The 17,853-nt window shown below is 66.2% G+C and carries 13 protein-coding genes; 2 read left to right on the top strand and 11 right to left on the bottom strand.

Features of this window, described 5'->3' with window-relative positions; translation table 11 throughout:
- Positions 1 to 42 precede the first annotated feature (42 nt).
- From ABIC50_RS17205 to betC, 5 genes are all read right to left on the bottom strand, one after another.
- Positions 43 to 2,250: a TonB-dependent receptor gene (locus ABIC50_RS17205; protein WP_354165663.1), complete on the bottom strand. Its 2,208-nt coding sequence runs from the start codon at positions 2,248 to 2,250 to the stop codon at positions 43 to 45.
- A gap of 518 nt (positions 2,251 to 2,768) precedes the next feature.
- Positions 2,769 to 4,019 carry an MFS transporter gene (locus tag ABIC50_RS17210; RefSeq protein ID WP_354165666.1) on the bottom strand — a complete coding sequence of 417 codons (1,251 nt, stop codon included), beginning with the start codon at positions 4,017 to 4,019 and terminating at the stop codon, positions 2,769 to 2,771.
- A gap of 206 nt (positions 4,020 to 4,225) precedes the next feature.
- Positions 4,226 to 5,365, bottom strand: a complete 1,140-nt coding sequence (locus tag ABIC50_RS17215; RefSeq protein ID WP_006749535.1) for a porin — start codon at positions 5,363 to 5,365, stop codon at positions 4,226 to 4,228.
- Positions 5,366 to 5,621: 256 nt separating this feature from the next.
- On the bottom strand, positions 5,622 to 6,590 hold the full coding sequence (gene choX, locus ABIC50_RS17220) for a choline ABC transporter substrate-binding protein (protein ID WP_175667193.1): 969 nt from the start codon (positions 6,588 to 6,590) through the stop codon (positions 5,622 to 5,624).
- A gap of 44 nt (positions 6,591 to 6,634) precedes the next feature.
- On the bottom strand, positions 6,635 to 8,170 hold the full coding sequence (gene betC, locus ABIC50_RS17225) for a choline-sulfatase (RefSeq protein ID WP_354165669.1): 1,536 nt from the start codon (positions 8,168 to 8,170) through the stop codon (positions 6,635 to 6,637).
- Between the two features lie 201 nt (positions 8,171 to 8,371).
- On the opposite strand from betC, the gene ABIC50_RS17230 reads away from it, so the two are divergent.
- Positions 8,372 to 9,298, top strand: a complete 927-nt coding sequence (locus tag ABIC50_RS17230; RefSeq protein WP_011659459.1) for a choline sulfate utilization transcriptional regulator — start codon at positions 8,372 to 8,374, stop codon at positions 9,296 to 9,298.
- A gap of 202 nt (positions 9,299 to 9,500) precedes the next feature.
- Positions 9,501 to 10,385 (top strand): formyltetrahydrofolate deformylase, encoded by an 885-nt coding sequence (gene purU / locus ABIC50_RS17235; RefSeq protein ID WP_105831822.1) that lies wholly within the window; start codon positions 9,501 to 9,503, stop codon positions 10,383 to 10,385.
- 127 nt (positions 10,386 to 10,512) lie between these two features.
- On the opposite strand, the gene ABIC50_RS17240 is transcribed toward purU, so the two are convergent.
- From ABIC50_RS17240 to ABIC50_RS17265, 6 genes are all read right to left on the bottom strand, one after another.
- Positions 10,513 to 12,168 carry a trimethylamine N-oxide permease gene (locus ABIC50_RS17240; RefSeq protein ID WP_354165672.1) on the bottom strand — a complete coding sequence of 552 codons (1,656 nt, stop codon included), beginning with the start codon at positions 12,166 to 12,168 and terminating at the stop codon, positions 10,513 to 10,515.
- A gap of 178 nt (positions 12,169 to 12,346) precedes the next feature.
- Positions 12,347 to 13,210, bottom strand: coding sequence for a glycine betaine ABC transporter substrate-binding protein (locus tag ABIC50_RS17245; protein WP_006749541.1), 864 nt, complete (start codon positions 13,208 to 13,210; stop codon positions 12,347 to 12,349).
- A gap of 133 nt (positions 13,211 to 13,343) precedes the next feature.
- A complete protein-coding gene (locus tag ABIC50_RS17250) occupies positions 13,344 to 14,492 on the bottom strand; it encodes an FAD-binding oxidoreductase (protein ID WP_354165675.1) in 1,149 nt (382 codons plus the stop codon).
- A 112-nt stretch (positions 14,493 to 14,604) separates the two neighbouring features.
- Entirely contained in the window at positions 14,605 to 15,846 is a 1,242-nt protein-coding gene (locus ABIC50_RS17255) for an aromatic ring-hydroxylating oxygenase subunit alpha (protein ID WP_011659463.1), read from the bottom strand.
- A 53-nt stretch (positions 15,847 to 15,899) separates the two neighbouring features.
- Positions 15,900 to 16,685, bottom strand: coding sequence for an electron transfer flavoprotein subunit beta/FixA family protein (locus tag ABIC50_RS17260; RefSeq protein WP_138849454.1), 786 nt, complete (start codon positions 16,683 to 16,685; stop codon positions 15,900 to 15,902).
- Entirely contained in the window at positions 16,682 to 17,851 is a 1,170-nt protein-coding gene (locus tag ABIC50_RS17265; protein ID WP_354165677.1) for an electron transfer flavoprotein subunit alpha/FixB family protein, read from the bottom strand. The genes ABIC50_RS17260 and ABIC50_RS17265 overlap by 4 nt, the downstream gene beginning before the upstream one ends.
- Positions 17,852 to 17,853 lie beyond the last annotated feature (2 nt).

The raw sequence follows: 17,853 nt of genomic DNA on the forward strand, positions 1-17,853 counted from the left end.
TTTCCCCTCTTTCATCGAATGGCGCGGCGGCTCGCGTGTCGCTCAGAACCGGTAGTCGAGCGTCGCGAGGAACGTGCGCCCGACGCCCGGCACAGCACGGCCGCCGTCCGACTGGATCAACGCATCGTAATAGAACTTGTTGGTCAGGTTCAGCAGGTTCAGGCGCAGGTCCCACTGCTTCGCGTGATACGCGGCCGTCGCATCCCAGCGCGTGTAGCCGCCCACCTGCACGTAGTCCGTGTTCGCCGCGTAGCGTCCCGACATGTACGTCGGGCCGCCGCCGATCTCCCAGTGCGGCGTGAACGCATACGTGGTCCACAGCGTGAACGTGTTGCGCGGCGTATTCGCGAGCGTCTTGCCCTGCGTGCCGTCGCGCGCGCTCAGGATCACGCCGTTCATGTACGTGTAGCTGCCGAACACCTGCCACTTCGGCGTGATGTGGCCCGTCACGCTCGCCTGGAAGCCGCGCACGCGCACGTCGCCTTCGAGCAGGTATTCACCCGTCGACGTCTGCGTGCGCGCGTTGCTCTTCTCCTGCTGGAACAGCGCCGACGTGACCGACAGGTTGTCGTTCAGCAGATCCCACTTGCCGCCGACCTCGTACGACTTCGTATGCTCGGGCGACAGGTTCTGCGTGTTGTTCGTGACCGTCAGCGTCTCGAGCGACGGGTTGAACGACGTGCCGTACGAGAAGTAGTACGACTGCGATTCGGTCGGCTGGTAGATCACGCCGGCCCGCACGCTCGTGAAATAGTTGGTCTGCGATGCATAGCGGGGCGCGCTCACCGTGTTCGCGAGATGCGCCTGGAAGCGATCCCAGCGCAGCCCGCCGACGAATTTCCAGTCGCGGCCGATCGACACCGTGTCGTTCATGTATGCCGCGAGCGTGGTCGCGCCCGATTCGGCGTGGTTGGCCGGCGTCTGCGTCGCGTTGGTCGGCGTCGACGCCAGGTAGGCCGGGTTGATCAGCGACAGGATCGGCAGACCGCTTCGCGTGTACGCCTGGTTCGTGTAGCTGTCGTGGCCGACCTCGACGCCGGCGATCAAGTCGTGCTTCACGAAGCCCGTGTCGAACTTGAAATGCGCCATCGTGTCGTTGTCGACCGAATGGTTTTCGATCACGCGGTCGTGGCTCGCGAGCCTCACGTACAGCGCGGACATCGGCAACGACGTGTAGTTGCCGTTCGTCAGCGCGGTGCTCGACGACAGCGGCCCGGTCAGCACCGCGTTCGCGGCCGTCTCGCGCGCATCGGTCATCGAGTGCGAGAACGACGTGCGGTTGCTGATCGTCAGCGCATCGTTGACGCGATGATCGATGCGTGCGGACACGGTCTGCACGTCCTGGATCGTGCGGTCGTCGGTGAGGCCATAGAAGGTGTTCTTCGGCACCGGCGCCGGATGGCCGTTGACCGCGAGCACGCCGTAGTCGGGCATGTCGTAGTTGTGCTGGATCAGCGCGGACAGCGTCACCTCGGTCGGCGTGCCGATACCGAAGCGCAGCTCCGGTGCGATCCCGTAGTCCTTGTTCTTCATCACGTCGCGCGTCGAGCCGAGCGACTGGCCGAATGCGTTGATGCGGAACGCCGACGTCGCACCCAGCGGCCGGTTCAGGTCGACGCTCGTGCGGTAGCGGTCGTTGGTGCCGATCGTCGTCGACACCTCGGCCGACGGCTTCAGGTTCGCCTTCTTCGACACCTGATTGATCACGCCGCCCGTCGAACCGCGCCCGAACAGCATCGACGACGGGCCGTACAGCACCTCGACCGAATCGAGGTCGAACGTGTCGCGGTAGTACTGGTTGCGGTCGCGAAAGCCGTCGAGATAGATGTCGTTCTGCGCGGTGAAGCCGCGCAGGTTGATGTTGTTGCCGATCTGCCCGCCTTCCGCGCCGCCGATCGTGATGCCCGGCGCATTGCGCAGCGCGTCCTGGAACGACGTGAGCCCTTGCGACTCCATCAGCGCCTTGTTGATCACCGTGACCGACTGCGGAATGTCGCGCAACGCGGTCGGGGTTTTCGCGCCGACGCTCGAGCGCTCGGCCTGGAAGTCCTGTTGCACGGCCTGCCCCGACACGCTGATCGTCGGCAGCGTCTCGCGCGCGGCGGCGGTGGCGGCCGGCGGCGCATCGCCCGGTTTCGCGGCGGTGGCCGGCGACGGTTCGGCGTTCGTGCTCTGAGCGAGTGCGGGCGAAGCGATAGGCAAAGCAAAGGCCAGCGCGAGCGCGCTCGCGAACGGGGTCCTGTTCAGCATGGAAATCCAGTCGGAGTGAAACCGCCCCGCGTGGACACGCGCCGAGGCGCGCGCACGAGGCACGGATGCGATGGCTTGCGGGCCACCGGCAATCAGGCCGACGGCACTAGCTGGCTAGGGTTGACGAGTCACCGGCGGCAGTCGCCGCACCGGTCACGGAAATGAGAATCGGTATCATTCCATGTATTTCTTTTTGTTTCAATTGATAACCGCTTCGTCATACGAAAGCACGATGTTTCAGAAAATTACGGAAAGTTTTATGTAATTTTCCGAATGGATTTCGTAATTTAAATCCGTTGTTTCATCGGACGAATGCCGCCTGAGGCCTTGTGTGTCAAGACATTGACGGAAGAGCCCCTTTTTCGTTTTCCGGCCTCGTCGAACTGGCTGACGCTTCAGTCCAATCGAAAACGACGGTGGGCCGACCAATTAATCAGACGATTATCCAGCCGAATTCCGTTTGGCATTTGATTGAAACAAGAAAGCATTTTGAAATGAATTGCAGTGAACGCGGCCGCTCAATGATCGCGCTCCAGCGACTTCATGTTCCGCAAGGTCGGAAACAAGCGCATCCACGTGAGCGCCACGGCGATCGTCGCCGCGCCGCCGACCACGATCGCCGCCGGCGCGCCCCACCACGCAGCCGTCACGCCCGATTCGAATTCGCCGAGCTGGTTCGACGTGCCGATGAACAACGAGTTGACCGCGCTCACGCGCCCGAGCATGTCGTCGGGCGTACGCAACTGCACGAGCGACAGGCGCACGACGACGCTCACCACGTCCGACGCGCCCAACGCCGCCAGCGCGATGAGCGACACCGCGAAATGCGTCGACAGCCCAAACACGATCGTCGCGATGCCGAATGCGATCACGCCGCCGAACATCGCGCGGCCCGGCCGCCCCTTCAGCGGAAAACGCGTGAGCCACAGCGTACCCGCGAGCGCACCGACCGCCGGCGCCGCGCGCAACGCGCCGAGCCCCCACGGTCCAACCTGCAGGATGTCGCGTGCGTAGATCGGCAGCAGCGCGGTCGCGCCGCCGAACAGCACCGCGAACAGGTCGAGCGACAGCGCGCCGAGGATCGCCGGTTCGCGCCGGATGAACGCGATGCCCGAGAACACCGAACGCAGCGTGACCGGCTCGCGGGCCGGCGGCGCGCTGCGCAGCGGAATCGTGCCGCTCAGCACCGCGGCGATCGCAAACGCGACCACGCTCGTGCCGAACGCGGCGGGCGCACCGATGCCGTACAGCAGCCCGCCGAACGCGGGCCCGAGAATTTGCGCGGCTTGGTTGGCGGACGTCGACAGCGCGGTCGCGCGCGGCAGGTCGCTGCGCGGCACGACGGCCGGCAGCAACGACGACACCGACGGCGATTCGAATGCGCGCGCGGTGCCGACGATCGCCGCGAGCGCATACACGGCCGGTTCGGTGAGCCCGCCTTTCGCCGCGCCGAACAGGAACACGCCGGCGGCCAGCGCCTCGACGCTCTGGCAGATCGTCGCGATGCGCCGGCGGTCGTAGCGGTCGGCCACCTGCCCGACGACGAGCGTCAGCGCGAACATCGGCACGAACTGCGCGAGGCCGACGAGACCAAGCGCGAACGCGCTGTGCGTGAGCGTATAGACATACCAGCCGATCGCGACCGACAGGATCTGGAACGCCAGCGACGACATCACGCGCGTGCCCCAGAAGCGCTGGAACGGTGCGTGGCGGAACAGGTTGGCGGGTAACGCGGATGCAGTGCTGGAGTCGGGTAACGGGGTGGTCATCGAGGAGGCGTCATCGGAGGGGAACGGGCGATCGGCGATGCGCGATGCGGCCAAACCGCGATGATATCGCCAACCGCCCCGCGCCGCGCCCGCGACACCCACGCACGCGGCACGAAGCCAACGCCCCACAAAAAAAAAAGCGCGAACCGTGGTTCGCGCCAAAGAGAGACCTCGCTGAAGACGTCGAAAGATCTACCTCACCCCACTCAGAAAGAATGCCGCATGCCGATCCGCACGTCGGCCTGCGTCTGCGTGGTCGACGGCGTGAAGCTGTAGCCGACCACCGCATCGACACCGTGCGACGCGCGCAGGTAATCGCCGGAGATGTACACGTCGGTGCGCTTCGACAGCAGGTAGTGCAGGCCGGCCGTGCCCTGGTTCCAGTGGTGGCCTTCGAAGCGCGTGTGCTGGTAGCCCGCGATGAAGCTCAGCGCCGGCGTGAACTGATACAGGCCGCCACCTTCGTACACCTGCATGTGCGACGACTGGCCGAAGCCCTTGATCGTCGTGTACGAGTAGTTCGCGTCGAGCGTCAGCTTGCCGATCGTGTAGCTCGTGCCGACGCCGAACGTGCCCTGGCTGTCGACGTCCATCGCGGTATTCGCGAACAGGTCGGTGCGCGCGCCGGTCGCCGGATCGACGGTGACGGTCTGCTGGCCGAGGAACGTATGCGTGCCGATCATCGCGTACGGGTCGAACGCGTAGATGCCGTTCGGGTTGTTCAGGCGCGTGTACGCGGCGCCGATCGAGAAGTCGCCCTTCGTGTAGCTCGCGCCCGCGCTCCATGCGCTGTTGCGGTGGAAGTTGCCGGCGACGTTGCCGAACGAGTACATCGCGCCGAACTTGAAGCCGCTCAGGTCGTTCGACAGGAATTTGACCGAGTTCGGCAGGCGGTCACCGTTGAAGCGGTCGAAGTCGCCCTGGTGGATCGCATAGCCGCTGCCCCACGCGGAGATGTTGTAGATCGATACCAGTTCGTTGGTGATGTCGAGCTGGTTGCCGAACGACAGCGTGCCCCAGTCGTTCTGCAGACCGACATAAGCCTGCCGACCGAACTCCGACCCGCCGAAGCCGAGCTGCCCGTTGCCGAGGTGGAAACCGCTCTCGAGCACGAACACGGCCTTCAGGCCGCCGCCGAGATCTTCCGTGCCTTTCAGGCCGAAACGGTTCCCGTATGCGACGCCGTCGTCGAACTTGACCACGTGCGAGCCGCCCGTGTTGTTCACGTAGGTGATGCCCGCGTCGAGAATCCCGTACAGCGTCACGCTGCTCTGTGCATGGCCGATGGCGGGAATACAGGCCGCGCATGCAAGCGCAGCGGCTACGGCAACTTTCTTTTGCTTCATTATCGACCACCCTCCCTGAACCGTTCGATGGAACGAACCGTGGCCTGGCGCGCGCCGCAATACGCCGGCTGATTCGAATTCGGTACGTCTGCTGGCTGCGGTATTTCGTTTTCCGCAATAACGTAGCCATTGGCGAAAAATACAAACCCATATTTCGGGTCACCCGTCTGAAGGCGACACCAAATGGTCTCGATGCGACTGGTCGGGAAAACACGGAGACGGGCGGCGCGGCAAAAACCGGCCGCCCGGAGGCAGGTCAGCGGGCGTCGAGCGCCGCGCGCACGGCCGGCAGCGCCGGCGTGCCGGACGCGGTCGTCACGCCGTCCAGCCAGCCCTCGACGAGTGCCGGGTCGGCCTTCAGCACGTGTTGCGCCGCGAGCGCGGGCGACGTTTTGTGATCGAGCATGTCGGCGATGATCCGGTTCTCGACGTCGACGGAGAACGTCATCTGCCGGAACAGGCGCGCGAGGTTCGCGCACTGGCCGGCAAAGCCCGGACGCGTGACCGTGTTGACCGTCGCGCCGCCGTAGTTCGGACCGAAATACGCGTCGCCGCCCGACAGGTAGGTCAGGTGGAACTTGGTGTTCATCAGATGCGGCTCCCACGCGAGAAATACAATCCAGCGCTTGTCGCGCACCGCACGCTCGACCTGCGTGAGCATGCCCGTCTCGCTCGATTCGACGAGCGACCAGTTCGCGGGGCCGAGTGCATGGTCGGACAGCATCCGCTTGATGTTCTGGTTCGCGGGCGCGCCGGGCTCGATCCCGTAGATCTTGTCGCCGAAGCGATCGGCGTAGCGCGCGAGATCGGCGAACGTGCGCACGCCCGCGGCCGCGACGTAGTCGGGCACGGCCAGCGTGAACTTCGCGCCGCTCAGGTTCGCGTGCAGCACGTCGATCGACTTCTCGTCGACGAACGGCTTCACGAGCGGTGCCTGCGCGGGCATCCAGTTGCCGAGGAACACGTCCACCTGCCCTTTCTTCAAGCCCTGGTACGTGATCGGCACCGACAGGTTCGCGACGTCCTGCCGATAGCCGAGCGCCTTCAGCACGACGCCGGCCATCGCGTTGGTCGCGTCGATGTCCGTCCAGCCGGGCGCCGCCATCTTCACGTCGCGACACGTCTGCGGATCGGCCGCGTGCGCGGGCTGCGTCGCCAGCACGCATGCGGCCGCGGCGAGCGCCGTGCCGAGCTTGCGGATTGCTGCATGGGATTGCCGTTTCATGGTGCGTCTCCTTCGTCGTTCGTCAATGACCGTGTGCGGATCGTTCAGCGCCCGACGCGCGGAAAGCGCGCCATCGCTTCGAGCGTATCGAGTTCGATGTGATTGCGCATGTAGCGCTGGCTCGCATCGGTGAACGGCTGCCAGTCCCACGCCTGGATGCGGCCCTGCGTCGTCGCCGCGTAATGGAAGCGGCGCCGCCGCTGGCTCGCGCGCACCTGCGCGTCGAGTTCCGGCAGGTTCCAGCGCTGCGCTGCCTCCGCGCGGAACGCGGCGAGCACGTCGGCGGCTTCGGGCAGGCCGGCCAGGTTCGTGCGCTCGCGCGGATCGTCGGCGAGGTGGTAGAGCTGGTCGGGGTCGGCCGGGCAATGCACGTACTTCCAGTCGCCGCGGCGGATCATCACGACCGGCGCGACCGCCCCTTCCGCGAGGTATTCGCCCAGTGCGACGTCGTGCGCGGGCGCGCCTTGCAGATGCGGCACGAGGCTCGCGCCATCGACCAGGTCCGGCCAGCCGCCGGCGGGCGCCGCGCCGGTCAAGTCGACGAGCGTCGGCAGCAGGTCGAGGTGCGACACGGGCCCGCGCACGCGCGCGGCGTCGAAGCGGCCCGGCGCGTGGACGATCAGCGGCACGCGGCAGCCGCCTTCGAAGAACGTCATCTTGTACCAGAGCCCGCGCTCGCCGAGCATGTCGCCGTGGTCGGACGTGACGATCACGATCGTGTCGTCGGCGAACCCGCATTGCTCGAGCGCGGCCAGCACGCTGCCGAACTGCGCGTCGACGTATGACGTCGCGCCGTAGTACGCGCGGCGCGCGGCGCGGATCTGCGCGTCGGTCGGCGGCGTGCGGTCGTTTTCGCAGACGAAGCGCAGCCGCTGCGAATGCGGATCACTTTGCTCCGCATCGAGCCGCACGGCCGGCATGTCGATCTCGTCGTCGCTGTAGAGATCCCAGTATTCGCGCGTGATCGCGTACGGATCGTGCGGATGGGTCAGCGACACGACCATGCAGAACGGCCGCGCGTCGTGCCCGGCCGCACGCTCGCGCGCGACGTCGTACAGCTTCTGCTTGGCCGCGAACGTGACCTCGTCGTCGAAGTCGAGCTGGTTCGTGCGCACGCACGGGCCGGCCTCCAGCACCGAGCTCATGTTGTGATACCAGCTCGGCCGCTCGGTCGGGTGGTCCCAGTCGGGCACCCAGCCGAAGTCGGCCGGATAGATGTCGGTCGTGAGCCGCTCCTCGAAACCGTGCAGCTGGTCGGGTCCGCAGAAATGCATCTTGCCCGACAGCATCGTGCGGTAGCCGCCTGCGCGCAGGTAATGCGCGAACGTCAGCGTTTGCGCCGGCAATTCGGCGGCGTTATCGTAGGCGCCGATACCGGACGGCAGCTTGCCGGTCAGCAGCGAGAAGCGCGACGGCGCGCACAGCGGGCTCGCGCAATACGCGGCGTCGAACACCACGCCTTGCGCGGCGAGACGGTCGAGCGTCGGCGTGCGCGCGACGCGGTTGCCATAGGCCGGCAGCGCGAACGGCGTGAGCTGGTCGGCCATCAGGATCAGGATGTTGGGAGTCGGGTTCGTCATCGCGGTCGTGGGGAAATCGGTGTTCGAACGGAACGGCGCGACGCTCGTGCAGCGACGCAGCCGGCATGACGGACGCGGCTTGCAGAAAGTCCCGCGCGCACCGGCCGCGACTGGCTAGAATCGCGGAAGGACCGGCGCGGCGCCGTGCCGTCCAGAGCACTATCCCCCGCCCGAATTCGGGCGGGAAGGTGGCCGGCCCTTATGGGGCCATTAGAGAGACTTATGTCGAAATCCGAAGCGTTACCGTCGATGCAGGCGCTGCGCGCGTTCGAGTCGGCCGCCCGTCTCCAGAGCTTCACGGCCGCCGCGCGCGAGCTCGGCTCGACGCAGCCGGCCGTGAGCCAGCAGGTATTTCAGCTCGAGGCGGAGCTCGGCGTGCCGCTGTTCGAGCGCAGCCCGCGCGGCGTCACGCTGACGAGCGACGGCCAGTGTCTGTACGAAGCCGTAAGGGTAAGTCTCGACACGCTGCGCGGCGCCACCGCGACGCTGCGCGCGCGCCGCGAGCACGGCGCGCTCACGATCGTCACGGATTTCGGCTTCGCGACCTACTGGCTGATGCCGCGCCTCGCGGGCCTGAAGCACGTGATGCCGGACGTCGACGTGCGGGTCGTCACGTCACAGGATTACGACGCGCAGCGCGACCACGCCGACATCGCGATCCTGTTCGGCGACGGCCACTGGCCGTCGTGCACGGCCGCCCGGCTCTTTCCCGAATCCGTCACGCCCGTCTGCTCGCCCGCGTTCCGCGCCGCGCACCCGGACGTCGCGCGGCCGGACCACCTGCACGCGCTGCCGCTGCTGCACGTGCAGCCGACGCGCCCCGAGCGCTGGCTGTCGTGGGCCGGCTGGTTCGACGCGCACGGCCTCGACGCGCCGGCCGCCGCGCGCGGCGTGACCTTCAACAGCTACGCGCTGGTGATCCATGCGGCGCTCCTCGGCGAGGGCGTCGCGCTCGGCTGGTCGCCGCTCGTCGACGAGCTCGTCGCGTCCGGGCAGCTCGTGAAGCTCGTCGACGCGCCCGTCGTGACGTCGCGCGGCTATTTTCTCGTGCGGCCGCCGCAGCGGCCCGAGACGGACGCGACCCACGTGTTCCGGCGCTGGCTGCTCGACGCGTGCGCGTGCGCGTGACGGGCTGCCTGACCGCCCGTCCACCACCCATCGCCCCACCGCCCCGCCCGGCCGCGCTGGCGTGCCGATACCAGCCACACGGCGGGTTGGTTCTATCCGCGCCCAAATCGTCCTGATTTACTTGAGTCTCCCGCTACCCGCTAGCGTGGCGCCCCGGTGCGCCGCCGCGCGGGTTCGCGCCCCAAGACATCCGAGGAACCTCATGACCGCCGACTCACGCCCCGATCAATTCGTCCTGACGCTGTCGTGCCCGAGCGCGGCCGGCCAGGTCGCCGCCGTCGTCGGCTTTCTCGAGCGCCATCGCTGCTATGTCGATGCATTGAACGTGTTCGACGACGATCTCAGCAACCACTTCTTCGTGCGCTGCGTGTTTCATCCGACGGATGAGACGCTGCAGATCGACGCGCTGCGCCAGGAGTTCGGGCCGATCGCGGCCGAGCTCGGCGGCCGCGACGGCAACACGCAGTGGGCGATCCACGACGTGAACGCGCGCCCGAAGGTGCTGATCATGGTGTCGAAGCTCGAGCACTGCCTCGCGGACCTGCTGTTCCGCTGGCGGATGGGCGAGCTGAAGATGGACATCGTCGGCATCGTGTCGAACCATCCCGACTTCGAGCCGCTCGCCGCGCAGCACGGCCTGCCGTTCCGCCATTTTCCGATCACGCCCGACACCAAGGCGCAGCAGGAAGCGCAGTGGCTCGACTTCCTCGAGTCGAGCGGCGCCGAACTCGTGATCCTCGCGCGCTACATGCAGGTGCTGTCGCAGGAAACGAGCGCGAAGCTCGCGAACCGCGCGATCAATATCCACCACTCGTTCCTGCCCGGCTTCAAGGGCGCGAAGCCGTATCACCAGGCGCATGCGCGCGGCGTGAAGCTGATCGGCGCGACCGCGCACTTCGTGACCGACGATCTCGACGAAGGTCCGATCATCGAGCAGGTGGTCGAACGTGTCGATCATGCGCTGCGCCCGGAGCAGTTGCTGGCGGTCGGTCGCGACGTCGAATCCATCACGCTCGCGCGCGCGGTGAAGGCGTTCATCGAGCGCCGCGTGTTCCTGAACGGCGATCGGACGGTGGTGTTTCCGTAAGCGCGTCGCGGGCCTGGCGCCGTGTTCGTCGGGCGGCGAGCAAATAAAAAAAACGACCGGCACCTGCCGGTCGTTTTTTTATCGCCTAACGTTCGACGCGTCGCGCGGGCGCGTGCGCGTCAGCTGCTTACTTCACCCACGCCAAGTAGTACGACAACCAGATCGTGAGCGCCGCGCCGATCAGCGCCGCATACGGCATCAGGCTCAGCCACAGCGCACGCTTCGGCACTTCGAGTTCCATGTCGCGCTGCATCTGCGCGGGGAAGCGGCCGCGATCCTGCCAGTAGTGGCGGAACAGGAACACCGGCACGATCAGCAGCATCGCGATCAGCCCGTTGCGCAGCGTGCCTTCGCCCTGCAGGTTCGCGCCAGCGCCGACATAGACGAGGTTCGCGTAGCCGCAAATCGAACCGGCGACGAGCAGCCAGGTCGGGCAGCGGAACGGCCGATCCCAGTTGCCGCGATCCATCCGGTGGATCCAGCCCGACTGAAGATTCAGGAATACGAACAGCATGTAGCAGACGTTCGAGATCGACAGCACCGTCATGTAGTCCGACATCATCAGCAACACGAGGTTGAAGCCGAGATCGGTCCACATCGCGCGCGTGGGCGAGCCGTGCTCGTTCACGTGCGACAGGTACTTCGGCAGCCAACCGTCGACCGATGCCTGATACAGCGTGCGCGACGAGCCCATCATCGACGTCATCACGATCAGCAGGATCGACAGCATCAGCATCACGACGACCGCATTCGCGACCCATGCGCCGCCGCCGACGATCCGCGCCATCGCGGCCGCGACACCGGTGCCGTCGCCGATCGCCGGATCGAGCATCGCCTGCGTGCCGAGCGCGCCCTGGAACGCCATAGGCACGAGCGTCATCACGACGAGACACAGCGCACCCGACCAGAAGATCGCCTTCGCGGTGTCGCGACGCGGATCGCGGAATTCGCGCGTATAGCAGACGGCCGTCTCGAAGCCGTACGACGCCCAGCCCGCCATGAACATCGCGCCGAGCGCCATCGTCACGCCCTGCCCGTTCCATGAGCCGAACGTCGCGGTCGTGAGATTGCCGTTCGCGTCGTGACCGAGCGGCAGCAGCGGGAGCAGGTTCGACATCGGCACGTCGCCGGTGACGAACGGCACGATGCCGACGATCAGCAGCGGCGTGAGCGATGCAATGCCGAGAATGCGCTGCGTGCGCGCAGCCTTCGACGCGCCGCTGTGCTGAAGCTTGAACGTGATGAGAAGCAGGATCGTCGCGATGATGAACGTCGCGTTGATTCGCAGGGAAAGACCCGGCTTGATGAAACCGAGATCCGCGATCCTGAGTTGCCAGTGCAACACCGCCGCATCGGCGGGAAAGAGACTCGTGAGCGCATAGCTTGCTGCGAGGCCGCAGCCGAGCGCGAGCATCGGCGACCACGCGAGCCAGTTGCACCACACGGACACCGGGGCAATCAGCTTGCTGTAACGGACCCAGCCGATCGCGCCATACACGGACGCGCCGCCCGATTTATGGGGAAATAGCCCGGATATTTCCGCATAAGTCGCGCTTTGAATCAGCCCCATCGTGATCGCGGCGATCCAGATCGCCCACGCGGGCTGGCCGATCGTCGCGCACACGCCGCCGATCGTGAACAGCACGCCTGCCGGCACGCCGCTCGTTACCCAGAATGCGTCTTTCCAAGTCAGGCCACGATGCAGCGTGTGGCCCGTCGAATCATGTGAGATGGTTGCCTCAACGTCACTGGTGCGATTAGCACGCAGTCCTGCCTGACTCATCCATTGCCTCCTGAGATGACTCCGCACAAGGGCCGTAGTGTAACAACTTACGCCGTTTCTTGCAGAATCAGTAAAAGAATTCCGGGATATGGCCGCGAGGAATCACGATTGTTTCGGATTCCTGCATGCCATTCCCGGCGTATTTTTTATAGCGATGCGCGCAATGAAGCGTCGCGTGTTACTGGGTGCCTTCGGTCCACGAATTCACGCGGTCCGCATGGGCTGCGATCCAAGCATCGGCGGCCGCTTCCGGCTTCGAACCGTTCTGGATCGCAAGCATCACGCTGTCGATCTCGCCCGGTTTCCACTGGAATTTCTTCAGGAACGCGACGACCGGCTTGGCCTTCGTTTCGAGCTGCGGATTCACGACGCTGTCGACGTGCTCCGCGCCGCCGAACACCTTCTTCGGATCCTCGAGGAAGCGCAGCTTCCACTTCGCGAACATCCAGTGCGGCGCCCAGCCGGTCACGATCACCGGCTTGTTCGCACTGACGGAGCGCGACAGCTCGGCCGTCATCGCGCTGCCCGAACTCGGCATCAGCGTGTAGCTCAGCCCGTAGTTCTTGATCGCTTCGTCGGTCTTGCGCATCACGCCCGCACCGGCATCGATGCCGACGATCCGGCCGCCGAAGCTGCTCTTCTCCGCGTTCAGATCCTCGATGCTCTTCGCCTTCACGTAATCCGGGACAATCAGGCCGATCTTCGCGTCGGGAAAGTTCGCGCCGACGTCGACGACCTTGCTCTTGTATTCGCTCCAGTACGAGCCGTGCGTGACCGGCAGCCACGCGGACAGCGTCGCATCGAGATCGCCGCGCGCGACACCCTGCCACATGATCCCGGCAGCGACCGGCACGAGCTTCACCTCGTAGCCGAGCTTCTTCTCGATCACGCGTGCCGCGACGTTCGACGTCGCGACGCTGTCGTCCCAGCCTTCGACGTAGCCGATTTTCAGTGTCGGCTTCGTATCCGCAAGTGCTGACGCGCTCAGCGCCACCATGGCCGACACCGCGCCCGTCCACAACAGTTTTCCGAACAGCTTCATGGTCGATCTCCTTGATATGCGCTCACCGCGCGTTGCCTCTCTAGGTTCTTCAACCACAAATCCGCGGTATCGTTCTTTTCCGACGGATGCTTGTCCGGACGCGACGCGCCCGGACAGCCGATGGCTTGTTTGCTTATTTGTCGATCACGAGATCCGACAGCGGCTTGCTGCAGCACAGCAGCACCATCCCCTGGTCGATCTCGCGCTGGCGGATGCCGCCGTTGTGCTTCATCTCCACCTGCCCCGACACGAGCTTCACCTTGCAGGTGCCGCACATGCCCTGCGTGCACGACGCCGGAAGCCGCACGCCCGACTGGCGTGCCGCGTCGAGCACGTGCTGCTCGGAGCCGCACGAGATTTCGCGGTTGCTCTTCGCGAAGCTAACCGTGTACTGCTTCGTCGCGACGTCGCCGCCGTCGGCCAATGGCACGAGTTCGGCGAGCACCTCGTCGCTCGCGGTCTGCGCGAGCGTTTCGAACGAGAAGCTTTCCTCGTGATACTGCTTGCGGTCGAAGCCGGCTTCGTCGAGCAGGTCGCGCACGGCCTTCATGTACGGCGCGGGGCCGCACGTGAAGATCTCGCGCTCCATGAAGTCCGGCGCGATCAGCTTCAGCAGCGGCAACGTCAGGAAGCCCGTGACGCCCGGCCAGTTGGTGCGTGCGCCGACGCGCTCGACGACGAACGACGTGCGGAAGTTCGTATGATTCGACGCGATCAGGTCGAGCTCGCGCGCGAAGATGATGTCGTCCGGCGTGCGTGCGCTGTGCACGAACAGGATGTCGCGATCCTCGGCGAGATCATGGTGCGCGCGGCTCATCGACATCAGCGGCGTGACGCCCGAGCCGGCCGACAGGAACAGGTACTTGCGCGCCGGATGCCGTGCGCACGTGAATTCGCCGGCCGGGCCGAGCACGCGAACCGACGCGCCCTGGCGCAGGTTGTCGTGCAGCCAGTTCGACACCTTGCCGCCCGGCACGCGCTTGACCGTGATCGAGATCGTGTGCGGACGCGCCGGCGACGACGAGATCGTGTAGCAGCGGTTGATCGTCTCGCCTTCGATGTCGAGCTCGAGCGTGATGAACTGCCCCGGTTCGAACGAAAACGCACGGCCTTGCGGCGAACGGAAGAAGAAGCTCTTCACGTCATGGGTTTCCTGCCGAACCTGGCAGCACACCAGCGTTTCCTCGACGTCGCTCGTCCAGCGCTCCGGCAGCGCGGTCCAGAATGCCGGGTGCGTCACCCGGCTTTCCGCCGGCTCGAAATTGGCTGCATCTCGCATCATGCCAACCTCCGCCGGGCCGCCCCAAGGAGGTTGACCGCCCCCTCGGGGGGCAGCGAGCAAAGTGAGCGTTGGGGTTGTTTCATCATTGACTCCGCTTGCTGTCCGCTGACTACTACGCGCCGGTTTTTTCGGCGAGCCGGCCGATGTACCAGGCCGAGAATTTTTCGACGAGACCTTCCGTGAACGGCGAATACGGGCCCGGCTCGTACGCGCTGCTGGTCGCGCCACGCTGCGAGAATTCGACGAGCGCGCGATCCTGATCGTTGGTCGCGTTCCACACGGCCGTCAGGTTCTTCACGTCGTAGTCGATGCCTTCCTTCGCGTCCTTGTGCACGAGCCACTTGGTGCGCACGAGCGTCTTGCCGGCCGACAGCGGAATCACCGAGAACGTCACGATGTGATCGCTCATGAAGTGGTGCCACGAGTTCGGCTGCGTCCAGAACGACAGGCCGCCGAGGTCGGCCTGGTCGAACTTGCCGAGCAGCTTCTTCGACGCGACCTTCGCGTCGAGCGTCTGCGATTCGCCGTGGCGGTCGAGCGGCAGGCGCTGCGTGCGGAAGCCCGTCACGTCGCTCAGCTTTTCGATTTCGGCGGACGGCAGGCCCATCTCGGCCCACTCCTTGCCGCGGCGCACGCAGGTTTCGGCGAATGCGTCCATGCCTTCGGCGTTCGCGTCGGAGCGCTGGTAGCCGAAGCCGTATTCGTACAGCGAGATCGTCAGCTCCGGATGATTCGCGACGCAGTGATAGCACTCGCGGTTGTTCTCCATCGTGAGCTTCCAGTTGCCTTCCTCGATGATGTCGACCTGAGCGGCGATCTTCGTGTTCGGCAGATCGTGCGGCAGCAGGTACGGCTCCATCTCGGCGCGCAGCTGCGCGAAATCGACCGGCGGCTCCTCGGCGAGGCAGACGAAGATCAGCCCCGCGAGGTTCTGCACGTGCACCGACTTCAGGCTGTGCTTGCAGCGGTCGAACTTCTCGCCCATGTGCTCGGCGAACATCAGCTGGCCGGTCAGGTTGTAGGTCCAGCTGTGGTACGGGCACACGATGTTGCCGACCGAGCCTTTGTCCTCGTTGCACAGGCGCGCGCCGCGGTGACGGCACACGTTGTGGAACGCACGAATTTCCATGTCGTCGTCGCGCACGATCAGGATCGAGTCGCTGCCCAGTTCCACGGTCACGTAGTCGCCCGGCTCGGGAATATCCGGTTCGACCGCTACCTGGATCCAGTGCTGGCGGAAAATCGCCTCCATGTCGAGGGCGAAGATTTCCTCGCTCGTATAGAACGGCGCCTCGAGGCTGTGGCCTTCCTTGCGTCGCGCGATCAGTGCACGAATGTCTGCCGATACTTTCATCGTTTGCTCCGGATTCCTTGCATCCCTGGGGTTCTTGCCGACAGGCACCAAATTCAGTAGTCGATGAGCTGATGCTCGCGCAAATACGCGAGTATCACTTGTGCTTTTTCGACTGAACTCCCTTCATTTACGACGTTGCCGCCGCGGCTTTCGGTCGTCGTCGCGGACAGCATCCGCGCATGCCCGGAGCGCTTCTCGGCGGCGACCAGTTTTACGGGTTTACGCTCGATCGCGCCGACCTTCCATGCGGCCGCTTCGGCGTCCGCGCCGGTCGCCGTGAGCAGCGGGCGGATCGCGCCGGCCCGCAGCCGCGCATACGCGTAGCGCGGCTCCACGTTGGCGAGCGGATGCACCGCGACGACGGCCGGCAGCGCCGCGTCGACGCGCCGCCGCAGCCCCTTCGGCAAGAATTGCCGGACCGCCGCGCGGCCGCCGTCGACCGTCACGTCGACGGCCGAGCCGACGAGCGGATAGCCGAGCGTCGCGGCGACGCGGTACGGCAGCATGCCGGTGTCGTACGCGCCTTCCGCACGGGTGCCGGTCAGCACGAGGTCGTACCCTTCGACGCGGGCGGCGAGCGCATGCGCGGCATCGTCGCCGTCACGGCAGGCCAGCACCTCGACCTGCCGCGCGCCGAGCGCAAGGTATTCGGCAAGCGCTTCATTGGCGGGGTCGCCCGCATGGATCACGTCGAGCTGGGCCCGATGTTTCTCGGCGAGCTGGCGGCCCACCTCGAGCGCGGCCGCGTCGTTGCGGCTGTAGCGCGCGGTGCCGCTGACGGGGTGCCGGCCCACGGACACGAGCACCGCGATGCGTTGCAACTGGCGAGGGGCGTTCATGCTGCGACTCCTTCGGATTCACGGGCGCCGACCGCGGTCGGCGATTGTCCGCGCGACGCACGCGCGGCCTGCACCTCTTCGATCAGCGCGGCGATGGTCGCCTGCGCGTCGCCCACCACCGTCAGGTTCGCGCGCTTGGCGATCGGCGCACTGCCGTCGAGGTTGACCGCGATCACGTGACGGCAGTCCTTGATCCCCTGCAAGTGCTGCACCGCGCCCGAGATGCCGAACGCGATGTACACGCTGGCCTCGACCGTCTTGCCGGTCGCGCCCACCTGCTTGTCGCGCGTGAAGTGGCCGTTGTCGACCGCGACGCGGCTCGCGCCGATCGCCGCGCCGAACGCGCCGGCGAGCCGCTCGAACGCGCCGATGTCGGACACGCCGTTACCGGCCGACACGATGAAGTCGGCTTCCTCCAGCGCGACCTGCGCGGCGTCGATTTCCTCGAGGCCGAGATCGCGGTACGGCTGCGCCGCGTCGCCGGCCGGGCGGATGAAGTCGGCGGCCAGGCGATCGCCCGCGCCGACGAACGGCAGCTTCGCCTCCACCGCGTTCTGCGCGAGCAGGATCACGTCGGGCAAGCCGCGCGTCGCGAACGCACGGCCGGCCTGCGCATACGCGCCGACATGCTTCGCGTCGATCTCGACCACGTGGGTCGCGACGCTCGCGCCGGCGACGGCCGCGTAACGCCGGCCGAGATCGCCGTCGCCGGTCGCGTTGTCGGGCACGAACACGTGCTTCGGCGCGAGCGCCGCGGCACAGGCCTGCAATGCTTTCAATTCGCTTTCGGGCGCGAATGCGCGGCGGTCGAAGTCGGGCAGCTCGATCAGCTTGTCGACACCGAGTTCCGCGGCGTCATCCTTCAGTTCGCCGAACGCCAGCAGCGCGACTTCCGTCTGCGCGTCGGCCAGCACCGCCGCGGCGGCGATCGCCTGACGCGAGTGGTCGTCGAGCGCGCCGCGCTCGGTGTGCGCCACCACCAGCATCACGTGCTTCGGGTCCTGCACCGCGCGGCGCGGCTTCGCGGCCGCGGCGCCATGACCGTGCGCGGACCACTGCGCGGCGCTCGCATCGGCGCTGCCTTCCTGGCCGAGCGTGATGCGCTTCAGGCCCGCGGCCGTGATGATGAACGGCCGGCGCGGATCGATTCGTTTGATCGTGTTCATCG

Origin of the sequence: Burkholderia sp. 567, from assembly GCF_040545115.1 — a bacterium.
GTDB lineage: Bacteria > Pseudomonadota > Gammaproteobacteria > Burkholderiales > Burkholderiaceae > Burkholderia > Burkholderia ambifaria.